The sequence below is a fragment of the Clostridium kluyveri genome (genome assembly GCF_001902295.1).
In the GTDB taxonomy this organism is placed as follows: domain Bacteria; phylum Bacillota; class Clostridia; order Clostridiales; family Clostridiaceae; genus Clostridium_B; species Clostridium_B kluyveri_B.
The window spans coordinates 3,858,195-3,872,785 of sequence record NZ_CP018335.1; the positions used below are offsets into that span (position 1 = coordinate 3,858,195).

Genomic DNA, 14,591 nt, shown 5'->3' on the forward strand with positions numbered 1-14,591 from the left:
CAGTCTAAAATTCTTTTAACAATATGTTCTATGGACACTGCTAGCCACAAATTTAAATTACATATTTCTAGCATAATACTAAAAAACAGTAGTATTATAATTATATATCAAAAAACACAACTTTTATAGTTTTTTTTAATATGTAAAGCAACTTTTAATATAATCTCCGGCAATACTTAATTCCTCATAGTCCTTATAATTATCTCTATATACTTCAATTATTCCTATCTTATTATACCCTATTTCCTTTAATTTACAAAATATTTTTTTAAAGTTTACATCTCCCTTTCCAGGAAGCAAACAAGAATTTTCACGGTTTCTATCATTTATATGTAGATTTTCTATGGAATTTTTCATAACCTCTATGTATTCTTCAGGTGTCCTCCCTGCTCTATATGCCTGCTTTATGTCCAATGTAAAATATATTGAGTTTTCATACTTTTCCTTCAGCATATATAAAAAATCAATATTACCCGACATACACCAAAATACATTTTCCTGACAAAGCTTTATTCCCTGTTCTTCTGATATATATAATAACTTATCATATATATCAAATACAAATTCTTTTGAAACCTCACTTAACCTTTTATTTCTCATTCCATGAAAAGTGTAGCAATCAGCTCCTACAATCTTGGTGAATTTACATATTTTTTGAAACTGCAAAAAGGAATCATCTCTCCTTCTCTTATATTTATCAAATAAATAGGGCTCAAAAGAAGAAGAAAACCCATGTACAGAATTGATCTTAAAATTATTCTCCAGACTTTGTTCTAAAATTATATTTGCAAAATCTTCTTCATATTCACTAATGCTATTTAAAAATACTTCCCCAGAATTAAATCCCAGATTCTTCATTAAAGCTATACTGTTCTCTGTATTTACATAGGGATAAAAACTGGCGGAAGACAATCCTACATTCATAATTCCTCCAAAAATATTATCTGCTTTAAAATACTCATCTATTGAAGTTTAAGTCAAAATAAAGTACCTTCTACTGACTTACAGCACCAGATGCCGTCATATAAAAAGTAGTTCCATCTGCAGTCACCGTAAGTCCTTTTTCTGTGAGTTCCCCTAATTGTACATTTTCCCCCTGTATGCTTTGCACCATGACATGACTTTTATCCTGAATATTTTCTATCCAAACATATTTGGCGGTTTTCCCAATCCAGGGTAACTGGCTTATGTATGCAATATTGCCATCATCCAAAAACTTTGGAGAAGAACACCATACGTAGGATGGATTACTTGCCATTTGAGAACTCTTCTGTATAACCTCTCCTGAAGTGGAAACATACTGTTGATTTGTTATATCCTGTTTATTACCCTCCATATCAATCAATAGTATACTTTGAGCTGCATTATCAAATAAAATCACATTCTTGTGTGATGGATTAATATCATAAGCCACATCGCCAGACGCTGCAGCAACACTTTTAAATACCTTATTACTACTATCCCCCTCATAAGTTAATGTGATATCTCTGCCATCACTTAATTGTACTTTATAGGAATTTTCTTTTTTCGTGTCTTTTTCCTTAGTTTCAGTTTTGTTACTGGATTGAGATGTATTTTTATTATTATCCGTAGTCTGTTTATCTACAGCTGAATTATTAACCTTTGCATTTTTTGTATTTACCACATCTTTAAATGCTCCTCTTATATAAATTACACATAAAGTTATAACTAGTAAACATGCTACAACCAATATTATTACATTTCTTCTGCGTTGTCTCATTTTTTTTCCATAATCTTTACTAAAAATACTTGGTTTACCCACTAAAAAACTCCTCCTATACTCCGTATTAATGGAAACAGAAATCAAAAATATATAATATCAAGCTCACATTCCCAAAGAAATTATTGAAATTCTCCATGTATATAATAACATACTATGTTAAAAATTATTACTTATTATACCTCAAAAATGAGATAAATAGTAATAATTTTTTATGAACCTATTAAAATTACCAAACCCAAAATTTTCACAGTACAAATATAATACTTTAAAAGGTAAAGTTAAATTTCTGCACCAAAAATTAAATTCATTTCCAAAATTCAATTAACTATAATATAAAATGTTTTAAATTTTACAAATAATCAATTTACTATAAAGAAATGAATTCAATATAAATTTTTTATAAACTTATTTTAAATCATGATACAACGTGAACTATCAACTGTGCATTGTGAACTGTGAATTGTGCATTGTGAATTGTACATTGTGCATTGTCATTTAAACACCCTACTTCCCGGCTTTACATATTCTAGTCCTTCTCTGCACATAGGACAATCTTTTTTATCATAAGTATTTATATCTAATTTTGCTGCACTATAAATAGGATAAGGTATATTAACATCTTTTGATCTCCTATCTATTATACAACATATACCTATAACTTCCCCGCCCAATCCTTCTATTACTTTGGCAACTTCTAAAGAAGATTTTCCTGTGGTCACCACATCCTCCGATATTATTATTTTCTCCCCTTTATTTATTTCAAATCCTCTTTTTACAATCATATTTCCATCCTGTCTTTCTGCAAATATACCAGGTTTTCCTGTTTGTCTTGCAAGTTCATAAGAAACTAAAATTCCTCCCATGGCGGGACCGACTATTTTATCAAAATCTACATATTTCAATTTATCTGCAACAACTCTTATTACCTTCTCTGCCCTAGAGGGATATTGTAAAAGTTTTGCACACTGACAATATTTATCACTATGTTTTCCCGAAGAAAGCAAAAAATGTCCTTCTAAAAGTGCACCTACCTCTTTTAACTCCTTTATAACTAAATTATCCATAATCCACCTCTTATATTATTCCTCTTATTTCATCCAAATTTTTAATTTTCTCTTTTTTCATATATTCTTCTATACCTTCTATTATGTCCAAACAAATATCAGGTTTTATAAAATTGGCTGTTCCAACCTGTATTGCACTGGCTCCTGCCATTATAAATTCTAGGGCATCCTGCCAGCTGCATATTCCACCTATTCCCACCACAGGAATATCCACAGCTTTTGAAACTTCATACACCATTCTGAGAGCTATAGGCTTTATTGCAGGTCCAGAAAGTCCCGCAGTTATATTGTCAAATACAGCTTTCCTATTTTCTATATCCACAGCCATAGCTTTAAATGTATTTACAAGAGAAAGTGCATCTGCCCCTGCCTCACAACATGTATAGGCCATGTCTACAATATCTTCTGCATTAGGAGACAGTTTTACCATAAGAGGTTTTCTGCATACTCTCTTTACAGAATCCACAATTTTACCAGCCACTTCAGACTTTATTCCAAAAGCCATACCTCCACTTTTTACATTAGGACAAGATATATTAAGCTCTATAATATCCACTATAGAGTCATTTAATTTTTCCACTCCCTTTATGTATTCCTCCTCACTGTTTCCCCCTAAATTAGCTATAATAACTGTATTGAATTTTTTCATGGCTTGAAGTTCCACTTTTATAAAATGTTCCACTCCAGGATTTTGAAGCCCTACACTATTTAACATGCCTGATCTGGTTTCAAAACTCCTTATGCCAAGGTTACCTTCTTTTCTCTCCAGTGTAAGCCCTTTAGAACATATGCCTCCCAATTTTGACACATCATAAATTTCATTGTACTCTGTTCCAAAGGCAAAAGTTCCAGAAGCGGCAATTACAGGATTCTTAAACTTTACCCCACATATATCTATCAATATAATTAATCTTCCCTTCCTTTTAAATGTGCCTTATTATATTACCACATCAGTTCCTAAAAAAACCGGCCCATCTTTGCATACTCTTTTATTTCCACCAATGGTATTACAGGTACATACCAGGCAAGCCCCAATTCCACAAGCCATCCGGTTTTCCATAGACACATATACAGTTATCTGTTTTTCTCTGCACATATTTATTACCTTTTTCATCATTATTTGTGGCCCACAGCATAATACCACATCATATTTTTCCGGTTCAAAGATATCTGTTATGTATCCCTTTTTACCTTCCACTCCTGTTTCCGTAGAAACATAGATATTGTCCACCAGAGGCTTAAATTTTTCCATACAATATGTATTGTCTTTAAACCCGGCATATAAATCCAACTTATAATCCTTATACAAAAGCTTATCTTTTTTAATTGTCTCTCTTATATTTTCTACTGTATAAAACATAGGTGCAATACCTATTCCTCCTGCTATCACAGCAGTGTTTTTTTTCATTATATCTTCTATACAAAAACCATTTCCAAGAGGTCCTAAAATTTTAATTTCATCTCCTGATTTTAAACTGCTGAGCTTTTTAGTTCCTCTGCCCGTTACATGATATAAAAAGATTATTCTTTTTTCATCCAGATAGTGTATACTTATAGGTCTCCAAAGTACAGGCTCCATATCCCAACATCTCAACATGTAAAACTGTCCGGGTATTCCCTTGAAATCACCTTGTATTTCAAGTTCATATAAATTTTCAGCTATTTTTTTATTTTCAAATACCTTTTCAACAGTATAATCCAATTTACTTTTCAATGTAATTTTTTCTCCATTCTAAAATATTCTAATTTTAAGACTTCTTATTCTGTGATATCTTTAAAATATCATCTCTTATTTTAATACACTCCTGCCTTGCACACTCTCCATATTTTTTTAATCCATCCTCTTCATTCTTATAAGCAAGTAGTATACCTCTTGAAGAGTTTACTACTCCTCCATTTCCTTTTTTAAGATAGGCTGAAATATCCTCTGCAGTACCTCCTTGCGCTCCATATCCCGGTATTAAAAAAAATACATTTTTTAATTTTTTTCTAAGCTTTATACCCTCTTCCTGATGAGTACAACCCATTACCCCTCCAAGAGAACTATAACCGCAATTTCCCATATACTTCTCTCCGATGGAACTCACTTTTTTTCCTACAATATTATATAATTTTGTATTTTTTTTTGTGCTTATATATTGGAGATCCCTGGCTCCTTTGTTGGAAGTCCTTATCAATATGAATAATCCTTTATTATTATTTTTTACATAAGGCAGATAAGGCTCTATAGTATCAAATCCCATATATGGATTCAATGTTACAAAATCGCTTTCAAATTCCCCCTCAAAATGCGCCTTTGCATACATCTCAGCTGTTTTTGCTATATCTCCCCTTTTAATATCTGCAATGGAAAGAGCCTTTTTATCCTTTATATATTTTAAAGTTTTACTGTAGGCTCTAAGTCCCTCAATGCCAAGTGCTTCATAATATGCAATCTGAATTTTATAGCAGGCAGCTGCATCTAGAGTACTATCTATTATGGTTCTGTTAAATTCAAATATACAATCTTCTACATTTTCATGACTCTCTCTTATACTTTCAGGTATGTATTCTAGTGCCGTATCCAAACCTACACATACATTTCCCTTTTTATTTACAGTTTCATACAGTTCATCTATAATCATAAACTTCAACTCCAATCAGACGGACTTATTTTTCAAACACAATCTTTCCAGCCTTTATTGTTTTAACTATATCACCAAACACCCTATATCCCTCAAAAGGAGTGTTTTTGCCCTTAGATAAAAATTTCTCTCTTTGTATTTCATATTCCTTATTTAAATCAAGTAAAACCAAATCCCCATCATAACCAGGAATTATCCTGCCTTTTTTTATGCCTAATATATCAGAAGGATTTTTAGACATCAGCTCTGAAAGTTTGTTTAAAGTTATATGTCCACCTTTCACAAGATTTGTATAGCATAAACTAAATGCAGTTTCTATTCCCGATATACCTGGTGCCCCCTGCATTTTATCTTCACTGGTATGGGGGGCATGATCCGTACTTATGGTATCCACCCATCCATCTTTGATTGATTTTATTAAAAAATCCCTATCCTTTTTTGTTCTAATGGGTGGATTTACCCTATAGTCATTTTCATAAAGTACTATATGATGTGGTGCGACTTCACAGGTTATATTCAATCCTTTAATTTTACCTTCTATTATATATTCCATGGATTCTTTTGTGCTTACATGTGCTATATGCACAGCACATCCTGTGGATTCAGACAGGGTAATATTTCTCCAGGTCATTATATTCTCTGCTAATCTCATATCTACATTTGAAAGGGAGTGATCTTCTGAATGACACATAACTCTTCTCCCTGACTCTTTGGCTTTTACCATAGCCTCAAACATAATACTGCTGTCTGTAACATCTTTTCCATCTTCAGATATTATTTTCACCCTGTCATCCAATTTATCCAAATGACTTGTATCTTTTCCTTCAAAATTGTCAGTTATGGACACACACTGATGTACATCTAAAATTCCCACCTGCTTTGCTCTGTTTAAAACATAGTTTACAGTATCCATACTGCTGCATACGGGGTTTGTATTTGCCATAAGATTAACCATGGTATATCCACCCTTAACTGCAGCCCTGCTTCCACTCTCTATATCCTCTTTTCTAGTAAAACCAGGTTCTCTAAAATGTACATGGAGATCCACAAAAGAGGGCATGACGACTAGTCCTTTTCCATCTATTTTAAGACATCTTTCATTTAAGTTTACCCCTATTTTATTTATAATTCCATCATTTATATAAATATCTCCTGTAAAATCCTGATAATAATCAACTATTCTAGCCCTTTTTATTAGAAGTTCCATATTCTAATCCTCTCCTAATCTTTAAATCATTTTATAATGATAAATTCTCATATATCTGGTCACAGTACTCGCATCTATATTCCCCTGTATTTTCATCTACTAATTTAAAAATGTGAGGTATATTTTTTTCCACTGAAGTAACACACCTTGGATTTTTACAGGTTATAATATTTTCCACTCTATCCGGCAGTTTTAACTTTATCTTTTTATATATGGCTTCATTTTTTATAATATCAATTGTTATATTAGGGTCTATAAATCCAAGTACAGCCAAATCCAATTCTATATTATTTTCTATTTTGATTATATCTTTCTTATTTAGTTTTTTACTTTCTGCATTCATTATGAGGGCTACAGAATAATCAGCCTTATCCAAATCAAGATACTTATATATTTTCATTCCATATCCTGCTTTTATATGATCAATTACAATTCCATTTTTTATACTATTAATTGTAAGCATTATATAATCCCTCCTATTGAATTCCAAGTAACTTTATCATTAAAGCCATTCTCACATACATGCCGTATTTAGCCTGTTTAAAGTAATAAGCTCTGGGATCTTTGTCTATCTCATAGGAAATTTCATTAACCCTAGGCAGCGGATGAAGAACTATCATATCTTTTGCCGCCCTGGATATTTTTCCTTTATCAAGTATATAACTGTCCTTGAGTCTTATATAATCCTCTTCGTTGAAAAATCTTTCTCTCTGCACCCTGGTCATATATAATATATCTAAAGATTCTATGGAATCTTCCAGATTTTTAGTTTCTTTATATTTAACATTTTTACTGTTTAATTCTTTTTTTAAATAATTAGGGATCTTTAGTTCTTCTGGAGATATTAGTGTAAAACTATTGTTTTCATACCTAGACATGGCTTTGATAAGTGAATGCACTGTTCTTCCAAATTTTAAATCACCACAACAGCCTATTTTTAGATTAGATAATCTTCCTTTTATGGACTTAACGGTTAAAAGATCTGTAAGGGTTTGGGTAGGATGCTGGTGTCCCCCATCTCCTGCATTTATAACAGGTATATTAGAATACATGGCTGCAATCTTTGGAGCTCCTTCTTTAGGGTGCCTCATGGCAGCTATATCTGCATAACAGCTAATTACTCTTATGGTATCTGCTATGCTCTCACCTTTTGAAGCTGAACTTGACCCTGGTTCTGAAAATCCCATTACTTTTCCACCCAGTCTCAACATGGCAGATTCAAAACTTAACCTGGTTCTAGTACTTGGTTCATAGAATAAGGTAGCCAGAAGCTTTCCCTCACAGATATGTGAAAATTCTTTTTCTCTTGAGATTATTTCATTAGAAAGTTTAAATATTTCCTCCAATTCCTCTATTGAAAAATCCATTGCGTCAATTAAATGTCTTCCTTTTAACATTTCATTCCTCCTTGTCAGCATCTCTGTGCTAAATTTAAAGGCTTAAAAAAATGCCTCCCTGTTTGGAAGGCATTATTATACCATAAATATAATAACAACATAATTTTATCCTGCCTTCCTAGCTTCACGGAACTAGTCTTAAAGGTTCAGTACCAAATTTTATCTTGCCCATATTATCATAAATTGAATTTAAAGTCAATACCCACATTAAAAGTAATTATACGTAACTACTTAACATATACCTTTAAAAGAACACCAAGTTTATATTTAGGAAGTGTTGTTTATGGATAACAATCAATCCTTCCATACTGTCAGAGGATATGAAATTTTGGAAAAAGAAAAAAATAGTTTGACTCACAGTATGGAAGATTACCTGGAAATGATCTACAGATGCTATCTAGAGGAAGGTTATGCCCGCATAAATAGCCTGTCAGAATTATTAAATGTAAAAGCTTCCTCTGCAACTAAAATGGTTCAAAAATTAACCAAATTGGGATTTGTGAATTATGAAAAGTACGGAATTATACAGCTTACAGAGAAAGGAATAGCTGTAGGTGGATTTCTTTTAAATCGCCACATTATAATTGAACAATTTTTAAACATAATAGGAGTTCAAAAAGATATATTGATAAATGTAGAACTTATGGAACATAATATAACTTCAAATGCATTAACAAGAATTGAAACGCTAAATAATTTTTTTAAAAACAACCCAGATATACTAAAAAAATTTACTCAATACCAGAAATCAACTCTGCCAGAGAAAACATAAGAAACAACTATTATGATCACATAGATTTCACACAAATTTTTGATATTTATGCAACAAAGGGCAGGTATAATTTTATATAACACTAAAGAGAGAATTCAAAAATGGAGTAACATTCTCATATTAAATAATTCAATTAGAAAAGGTGGTAAGCTGTTATGAGTATAAAAAAAGCAGTAATTCCCGCTGCTGGTTTAGGAACAAGATTTTTGCCTGCTACAAAAGCACAGCCTAAGGAAATGTTACCAATAGTAGATAAGCCTACAATTCAATATGTGGTAGAAGAGGCCGTTAACTCAGGTATTGAAGAAATATTGATAATCTTAGGTAAGAATAAAAAATCTATTGAAGATCATTTTGACAAATCCGTAGAACTTGAGGATGAATTAAAAAGCAGCCATAAAGATGGATTGCTGGAACTGATTCAAAATATAAGTAATATGGTAAATATATATTATGTACGCCAGAAAGAACCAAAAGGATTGGGTCATGCCATAAGCCTTGCAAAGGCCTTCGTAGGTAATGAAGCTTTTGCTGTTATATTGGGAGATGATATAGTAGATAGTGAAGTACCCTGCTTGAAGCAGCTAATTAACTGCTATAACAAGTATAATACTTCAATTATAGGGGTACAGCCTGTTAACAAAAAAGATGTATCCAAATATGGAATTATTGACGGTATACAAATAGATGATAAAGTTCACAAGATAAAAAATATGGTAGAAAAGCCTGGAAAAGAAGAAGCTCCATCCAATATTGCCATACTTGGGAGATATATAATAACACCGGAAATATTTGATATACTGGAGAGAACTAAACCTGGAAAGGGTAATGAAATTCAACTTACAGATGCATTAAAAGAATTATTAAAGCAGGAGGCAATATACTCTTATTGTTTTGAGGGTAAGCGATATGATATAGGTGACAAGCTAGGATTCATTGAGGCTAATATAGAATATGCCTTAAAACGTACAGATTTAAGAGAAAATCTTATTTCTTATATTTCAGACATCAATAAAAAATTAGGACTAGATTTTTAAACTACAAGAGAGGCCAAAGCCTCTCCTTTTCTTAATCTTTCACATTCTGCATTTTTTGCTCAATCATCTTGTTATACTCATTTAAAATCAAATCTAATTTTTGACTTTCCCTGACTATATCTGGATCAAGCAAACTTTTCTTGTTCTCAATGGCTTTTACTAATTCGACTCTTAATGCTTCTATTTCCCTTAATATGTCTTCAATTTTGACCATAAAAAAACACCTCCTTCCAAAATCAGTATAAACTATGATAAAAAGAGTGCGTTTTTTTATTTATATTAAATTAAATTAACATAAAATACAAAAATAGGTTTTAACTCCTATTTAAATACAAAAAAATATAAACCTTGACTTAAAGATTAAGTCAAGGTTTACATATGTGTTAAAGAATACTATTATACAACTGCTTTAGGTTTACTTTCATCTTTTTTCTTAATAACACTCATTAGACCAGGAATTATTAAGAGTATACCTGACGGGATATAAAAATAAGTTATACATAGAAGTCCTCCTAAAGCCGCAATAATCATAAATATTCCACCAAGTTTTGTTTTATTCTTCACTATTAAAGCACCAATGATACCTAGTATGGATAAAATTATTGCCCCTATTCCAAAATTATTTACTGTAACTGCCCTATCAACATGAAATACAGACGCCAGTCCTCCAATATTCATTGAATAAATACCTGCTATAATTCCTAAAATACCTCCAATAAGTCCCAGAACTAATTCCACTGTCTTTTTGTTTTCCATAACAACTCTCCTTTATATATATATTTTATTACATTATATCAAATAATTTACTGTTTGTCTATTTTATCCACAAAAACATATATATTCTAAATAATACTATCCTAGTATCCTGACTCTCTCATTACATGGAATTTACTTTGAAAACACTGGAAAAAGAAAAGATTGAAGCAGAAATTTTCCACATAGGAAATAAACCTATTATAGGTTGTACAGCCTGTAACAATTGTTTTAAAACTAAATCCGGTAAGTGCATATTTAATGATGATACTGTAAATGTGGCCTTAGAAAAGGCTGAAAAAGCAGATGGTTTTATATTTGGTTCTCCTGTACATTATGCATCTGATCTTATAACATCTTTCCTTGAATGTATCCAGGCTGAAAGAAAGGCAGGAATTTTATTACCTGAAAAAGAGCCAATGGCAGTTACCAATTTTATAAGATAATCACATAATAAGTATTTCACATAATACCTGGCTAACAAAATCATTTAACAAACAAAATTTATCATGGAGAAAAATTGTCCCTTGTGTTATGTGATATAACCATATACTTATTTATATTAAGATATTTTTAAATCTATTATTTTACCCAGCACCATAAGTGCCACTGAAAAAGTAATGGAAATTACAGCAGTATTTAAAAATGGCTGAGGCAAGAAATAACAAAATACACTTAAACAAAAAGTAATAATCATAGAAATATGTTTTACTTTTCTCCTCCACTGCTCGCTTTTTATCCTCTTATTAATATTGTCTACAGGAGCAAAAATCCATACAAATATAAAGGATATAATGAGCAAAACTATTAAAATAATGTTGTTGATTAAAATGTATTTACCCATAAGAATTATAGCTGTAAATATGATAAAAGTAATAAAAAAACATCCCCAGTAAGTTTTGGCGTGGTATCCTCCGGTAAACAATCTAATAGGACAAAAAAATATGAGAATAACCAAATAATATTTATGAAGAGAAAATATCCAGAATATTATAAAATAGGGAATAATTTTTGTTATCTCATCAAGAATACATTCCAGTCCATAGGCTATTTTTTTCAATTCCAAATCTGAAAACTGGGGATTAGTTTCAGAAATTTTGCTTACCACACAGCTTATAAGTTTATTCATCTAGTCAATCCTCCATTTTAAACTTTACTGTAAATTTGGTTCTTTCAGGAGTACTCTCTAAAAATATACTGCCCTTATTCTTTTCAACCAGTTGTTTGATAATGTATAATCCGAAGCCATGTCCATCTTTTTGTTCCTTTTTTGTAGAAAAACCCCTTTCAAAAATTTTTGTCTTTATACCCTCTGGAATTTCATCTCCATTATCGGCTATTTCAATGCAAAAATTCATATCCTCCTTGAAAGTGATAATGGATATTTCCTTATTTTCCACATCTGATTTATTAAAAGCTTCAAAAGCGTTATCTACAAGATTACTTATAATACTTATTAATTCATCCTCTCTGATTTTTATTAAATCAAAGGGTTCATCAATTATAACTTTAAAATCAATATTGTTTTTCATTGCATAGTTATTTTTTATGGATAACATGCCGTCCATGTAATCGTTACCTGTGTCTAGATATCTAAAAGAAGAATGTATTGTACCTGATATTTTCTTCACATAATTGTTTATTCTCTCAACAGTATTTGGTTTGTTTAACAAACACAGTCCCTGTATAACATTAATGTGGTTGGCAAAATCATGTTTTTCCTGCCTTATTATGCTTATTATTTCTTCCATATTTTTAATCTGCTGTTTCTGTACTTTGTAATTGTTATTTATATTTACAAGCATTTCTTTTTCTTTTAAGCTTTTAAATTTTACTATTAAAAATGTAAAATATAAAATAAACATAAATATATTATAAGTTTGAATACTTTTTATGTTAAAAATACTGAAGTTAGCACAAAATATAAAGATAGTAAATACTCCTAATTCAATTATTAAATTAGCAAAGACTCTACCTTCTCTTTCAAATAATCTAAGCTTGATAAAATAATCGTTGAATTTAAATATCAATATGGCAATAATTATTTGTAATATTTTAGACGGTATTAGAAAGATCCAAAAATACTTAGAATTCGAAAAAATTTGACTTAAATTTATGTTGAATGTAAACATTTCAATGGCTTCAATAATGGTTTCTGTAGTTATAACTATTGTAAAAAATAAAGAAATTATAACTGCAGAATTAAAAATCTTTATTTTCATAATATAAGCCAATACTAAAACATCGAGCACTACAAGAACTAGTGAATGATAAGCCATTGTCATACTAAATGTACTACAATAAGTTATAAAAATATAAACTATACAAAATAATACAGATTTAATTTTATTTTGTATTATAAACTTTTTTTCATCATATAATGCTTGAAAAATTCCCAAAATAATCAATGCTTCTATAATGTCTAGCACTATTTCTCTTATACTCTCCATAATTGTTCTCCTTCATTTTCTGAAGATTTTTGCAAAAGTTATATTTAAAAATTAATATTCCTATAAAAAATTCAAATCACACTTTTACAAAAATCTTCCCAATTTATTATCTTAAAAGCTCCTCAGGACATCTAGGTTGATATCCACCACCTATTGACGTTGCAACTATAACTAATGCCGCAAACAACAAAGATACATTTCCTAACACTTTCAAACCGTTCTTCAATAATTTTTTCTTTAAAGATTTCATTTTTATATTCCTCCTTAAATGATTTGTAATTCAAGTAATTTTACGCAGTTTATTGTATACATTCTACAATATTTTATTTTTTCCTTCTTAATTATTAAAAAAAAATTAAAATTATTCAAATTAAATAAATAATGCCAAATTCTGTTCATTTATTGAATATACTGGTTTATATTTAAATAATCTCTTATGCTGATACTGTATAATTAAACATATGTTACACAAATTTATTTTTTTTAGCTAAAATTCTCCATTTTTGTCCATTATAAAATGTAACTTCTCCTTCCATTAAATCCTCCTTTGCAATTTCAATCCATCCACTGCCATTTATCATTTTAACTTTATCCATTCCAAGCCATCTAAACATGAATTTTTTACTAATACCCTGTTCTATAATTTCCCCTGTCAAATCCCCGGTAATGGCTCCAAATTGAAGCTGTCCCCTTCCATCCTCATTAATTTTTATAAAAGATTGCATTTCCATATTCATGAAATTACCGCTAATTATTTTTATTTCATAAATATCCCACAGCCCTTTAAATTCCATGTATTCATCTCCTTTTATTATCTTTCTAGATGACTTCAAGAAAAGGAGATACCTTCATTAAAGTATCCCCTTTTTATATGCTATAAAAATAACTTCATTCCTTAATGTGACCCTATGGCAAATGGTGCCTAAACTATTTTTCTAAGATCTAGTATTATATTGCAGAGCCGCTCTACCTTCATCTCCAGTACTTATGCGTATAACATTTTCCACATTATAAATAAATATTTTTCCATCACCCATTTCTCCTGTATGAAGAACTTTTCTGGCAGTTTCAACAACAAGTTCCACAGGTACTTCACAAACCACCACTTCCACTTTTACTTTTGGAAGTAGATTAATATCCATAGTCAATCCTCTATAATACTCTTTATGACCTTTCTGTATTCCACATCCTAAGACATTTGTAACAGTCATACCTGCAATACCAATTTCATTTAATGCCTCTTTCAATTCATCTAACCTAGCTTTAGAAGTAATAATATCTATTTTTGTAAGTTTGTCAGCCATTGTTTTACCTCCCTTTTAAATATATATTTCAGTTTTTTTCATAATTTAAAATAATAATATATAAGTAACATATGCCACATTCAAGAATATAGTCCTTTATAATTATAATGAAATGAGTAGTATTCTGAAAATTATCAATATTCTTAACTTTAATGTGAACATTACCTGAAAATATATATTTATATTCTATATATAGATTTTATACTATTTCATAAAAGCTTTTCAACCATATTTGCACA

General features: G+C 30.4%; 18 protein-coding genes and 1 pseudogene. 3 read left to right on the top strand and 16 right to left on the bottom strand.

What is annotated here, in order from left to right; all coding sequences use genetic code 11:
- Positions 1-135 precede the first annotated feature (135 nt).
- The 9 genes from BS101_RS18810 to pyrB form a co-directional block, all read right to left on the bottom strand.
- Complete coding sequence (locus BS101_RS18810) at positions 136-924, bottom strand: sugar phosphate isomerase/epimerase family protein (RefSeq protein WP_073540197.1); 789 nt, start codon at positions 922-924, stop codon at positions 136-138.
- Positions 925-994: 70 nt separating this feature from the next.
- Positions 995-1,783, bottom strand: a complete 789-nt coding sequence (locus BS101_RS18815; RefSeq protein ID WP_073540198.1) for a hypothetical protein — start codon at positions 1,781-1,783, stop codon at positions 995-997.
- A 452-nt stretch (positions 1,784-2,235) separates the two neighbouring features.
- A complete protein-coding gene (pyrE, locus tag BS101_RS18820; RefSeq protein WP_073540199.1) occupies positions 2,236-2,808 on the bottom strand; it encodes an orotate phosphoribosyltransferase in 573 nt (190 codons plus the stop codon).
- A 10-nt stretch (positions 2,809-2,818) separates the two neighbouring features.
- Positions 2,819-3,709 carry a dihydroorotate dehydrogenase gene (locus BS101_RS18825; protein WP_073540200.1) on the bottom strand — a complete coding sequence of 297 codons (891 nt, stop codon included), beginning with the start codon at positions 3,707-3,709 and terminating at the stop codon, positions 2,819-2,821.
- A gap of 36 nt (positions 3,710-3,745) precedes the next feature.
- A complete protein-coding gene (locus BS101_RS18830; RefSeq protein ID WP_073540201.1) occupies positions 3,746-4,522 on the bottom strand; it encodes a dihydroorotate dehydrogenase electron transfer subunit in 777 nt (258 codons plus the stop codon).
- 34 nt (positions 4,523-4,556) lie between these two features.
- On the bottom strand, positions 4,557-5,432 hold the full coding sequence (gene pyrF, locus BS101_RS18835; protein WP_073540202.1) for an orotidine-5'-phosphate decarboxylase: 876 nt from the start codon (positions 5,430-5,432) through the stop codon (positions 4,557-4,559).
- A gap of 25 nt (positions 5,433-5,457) precedes the next feature.
- A complete protein-coding gene (locus BS101_RS18840) occupies positions 5,458-6,639 on the bottom strand; it encodes a dihydroorotase (RefSeq protein ID WP_073540203.1) in 1,182 nt (393 codons plus the stop codon).
- A gap of 31 nt (positions 6,640-6,670) precedes the next feature.
- Entirely contained in the window at positions 6,671-7,102 is a 432-nt protein-coding gene (locus BS101_RS18845) for an aspartate carbamoyltransferase regulatory subunit (RefSeq protein WP_073540204.1), read from the bottom strand.
- Between the two features lie 13 nt (positions 7,103-7,115).
- Positions 7,116-8,036 (bottom strand): aspartate carbamoyltransferase, encoded by a 921-nt coding sequence (gene pyrB, locus BS101_RS18850; RefSeq protein WP_073540205.1) that lies wholly within the window; start codon positions 8,034-8,036, stop codon positions 7,116-7,118.
- A 283-nt stretch (positions 8,037-8,319) separates the two neighbouring features.
- Between pyrB and mntR the strand changes: the two genes are divergently transcribed.
- Complete coding sequence (gene mntR / locus BS101_RS18855) at positions 8,320-8,808, top strand: transcriptional regulator MntR (RefSeq protein WP_073540206.1); 489 nt, start codon at positions 8,320-8,322, stop codon at positions 8,806-8,808.
- A gap of 155 nt (positions 8,809-8,963) precedes the next feature.
- Complete coding sequence (gene galU / locus BS101_RS18860; protein WP_073540207.1) at positions 8,964-9,845, top strand: UTP--glucose-1-phosphate uridylyltransferase GalU; 882 nt, start codon at positions 8,964-8,966, stop codon at positions 9,843-9,845.
- Between the two features lie 31 nt (positions 9,846-9,876).
- Here galU and BS101_RS18865 read toward each other — a convergent pair whose 3' ends face one another.
- Both BS101_RS18865 and BS101_RS18870 read right to left on the bottom strand, forming a co-directional pair.
- Positions 9,877-10,059: an aspartyl-phosphate phosphatase Spo0E family protein gene (locus BS101_RS18865; protein ID WP_073540208.1), complete on the bottom strand. Its 183-nt coding sequence runs from the start codon at positions 10,057-10,059 to the stop codon at positions 9,877-9,879.
- Between the two features lie 182 nt (positions 10,060-10,241).
- On the bottom strand, positions 10,242-10,601 hold the full coding sequence (locus BS101_RS18870) for a DUF4064 domain-containing protein (protein WP_073540209.1): 360 nt from the start codon (positions 10,599-10,601) through the stop codon (positions 10,242-10,244).
- 134 nt (positions 10,602-10,735) lie between these two features.
- On the opposite strand from BS101_RS18870, the pseudogene BS101_RS18875 reads away from it, so the two are divergent.
- Positions 10,736-10,966 (top strand): annotated as a pseudogene (locus BS101_RS18875) (flavodoxin family protein); the annotation flags it as partial.
- A 194-nt stretch (positions 10,967-11,160) separates the two neighbouring features.
- Here BS101_RS18875 and BS101_RS18880 read toward each other — a convergent pair.
- The 5 genes from BS101_RS18880 to BS101_RS18900 all read right to left on the bottom strand — a co-directional run bounded on the left by BS101_RS18880 (position 11,161) and on the right by BS101_RS18900 (position 14,352).
- The gene (locus tag BS101_RS18880) at positions 11,161-11,727 is read right to left on the bottom strand and encodes an accessory gene regulator ArgB-like protein (RefSeq protein ID WP_073540211.1); all 567 of its coding nucleotides are present in this window, start codon (positions 11,725-11,727) and stop codon (positions 11,161-11,163) included.
- A 4-nt stretch (positions 11,728-11,731) separates the two neighbouring features.
- A complete protein-coding gene (locus BS101_RS18885) occupies positions 11,732-13,048 on the bottom strand; it encodes a sensor histidine kinase (protein WP_073540212.1) in 1,317 nt (438 codons plus the stop codon).
- A 106-nt stretch (positions 13,049-13,154) separates the two neighbouring features.
- Positions 13,155-13,298 carry a cyclic lactone autoinducer peptide gene (locus BS101_RS18890; RefSeq protein WP_073540213.1) on the bottom strand — a complete coding sequence of 48 codons (144 nt, stop codon included), beginning with the start codon at positions 13,296-13,298 and terminating at the stop codon, positions 13,155-13,157.
- A 214-nt stretch (positions 13,299-13,512) separates the two neighbouring features.
- Entirely contained in the window at positions 13,513-13,842 is a 330-nt protein-coding gene (locus BS101_RS18895) for a hypothetical protein (protein ID WP_242951338.1), read from the bottom strand.
- Between the two features lie 141 nt (positions 13,843-13,983).
- Positions 13,984-14,352: a P-II family nitrogen regulator gene (locus BS101_RS18900; RefSeq protein WP_012103704.1), complete on the bottom strand. Its 369-nt coding sequence runs from the start codon at positions 14,350-14,352 to the stop codon at positions 13,984-13,986.
- Between the last annotated feature and the right edge of the window lie 239 nt (positions 14,353-14,591).

Excerpts from the sequence above, each read along its gene's own strand:
- BS101_RS18810 (WP_073540197.1), bottom strand. The coding sequence starts at position 924 with ATGAATGTAGGATTGTCTTCCGCCAGTTTTTATCCCTATGTAAATACA.
- pyrE (WP_073540199.1), bottom strand. The coding sequence starts at position 2,808 with ATGGATAATTTAGTTATAAAGGAGTTAAAAGAGGTAGGTGCACTTTTA.
- pyrF (WP_073540202.1), bottom strand. The coding sequence starts at position 5,432 with ATGATTATAGATGAACTGTATGAAACTGTAAATAAAAAGGGAAATGTA.
- BS101_RS18840 (WP_073540203.1), bottom strand. The coding sequence starts at position 6,639 with ATGGAACTTCTAATAAAAAGGGCTAGAATAGTTGATTATTATCAGGAT.
- BS101_RS18845 (WP_073540204.1), bottom strand. The coding sequence starts at position 7,102 with ATGCTTACAATTAATAGTATAAAAAATGGAATTGTAATTGATCATATA.
- pyrB (WP_073540205.1), bottom strand. The coding sequence starts at position 8,036 with ATGTTAAAAGGAAGACATTTAATTGACGCAATGGATTTTTCAATAGAG.
- mntR (WP_073540206.1), top strand. The coding sequence starts at position 8,320 with ATGGATAACAATCAATCCTTCCATACTGTCAGAGGATATGAAATTTTG.
- galU (WP_073540207.1), top strand. The coding sequence starts at position 8,964 with ATGAGTATAAAAAAAGCAGTAATTCCCGCTGCTGGTTTAGGAACAAGA.
- BS101_RS18865 (WP_073540208.1), bottom strand. The coding sequence starts at position 10,059 with ATGGTCAAAATTGAAGACATATTAAGGGAAATAGAAGCATTAAGAGTC.
- BS101_RS18870 (WP_073540209.1), bottom strand. The coding sequence starts at position 10,601 with ATGGAAAACAAAAAGACAGTGGAATTAGTTCTGGGACTTATTGGAGGT.
- BS101_RS18880 (WP_073540211.1), bottom strand. The coding sequence starts at position 11,727 with ATGAATAAACTTATAAGCTGTGTGGTAAGCAAAATTTCTGAAACTAAT.
- BS101_RS18885 (WP_073540212.1), bottom strand. The coding sequence starts at position 13,048 with ATGGAGAGTATAAGAGAAATAGTGCTAGACATTATAGAAGCATTGATT.
- BS101_RS18890 (WP_073540213.1), bottom strand. The coding sequence starts at position 13,298 with ATGAAATCTTTAAAGAAAAAATTATTGAAGAACGGTTTGAAAGTGTTA.
- BS101_RS18895 (WP_242951338.1), bottom strand. The coding sequence starts at position 13,842 with ATGGAATTTAAAGGGCTGTGGGATATTTATGAAATAAAAATAATTAGC.
- BS101_RS18900 (WP_012103704.1), bottom strand. The coding sequence starts at position 14,352 with ATGGCTGACAAACTTACAAAAATAGATATTATTACTTCTAAAGCTAGG.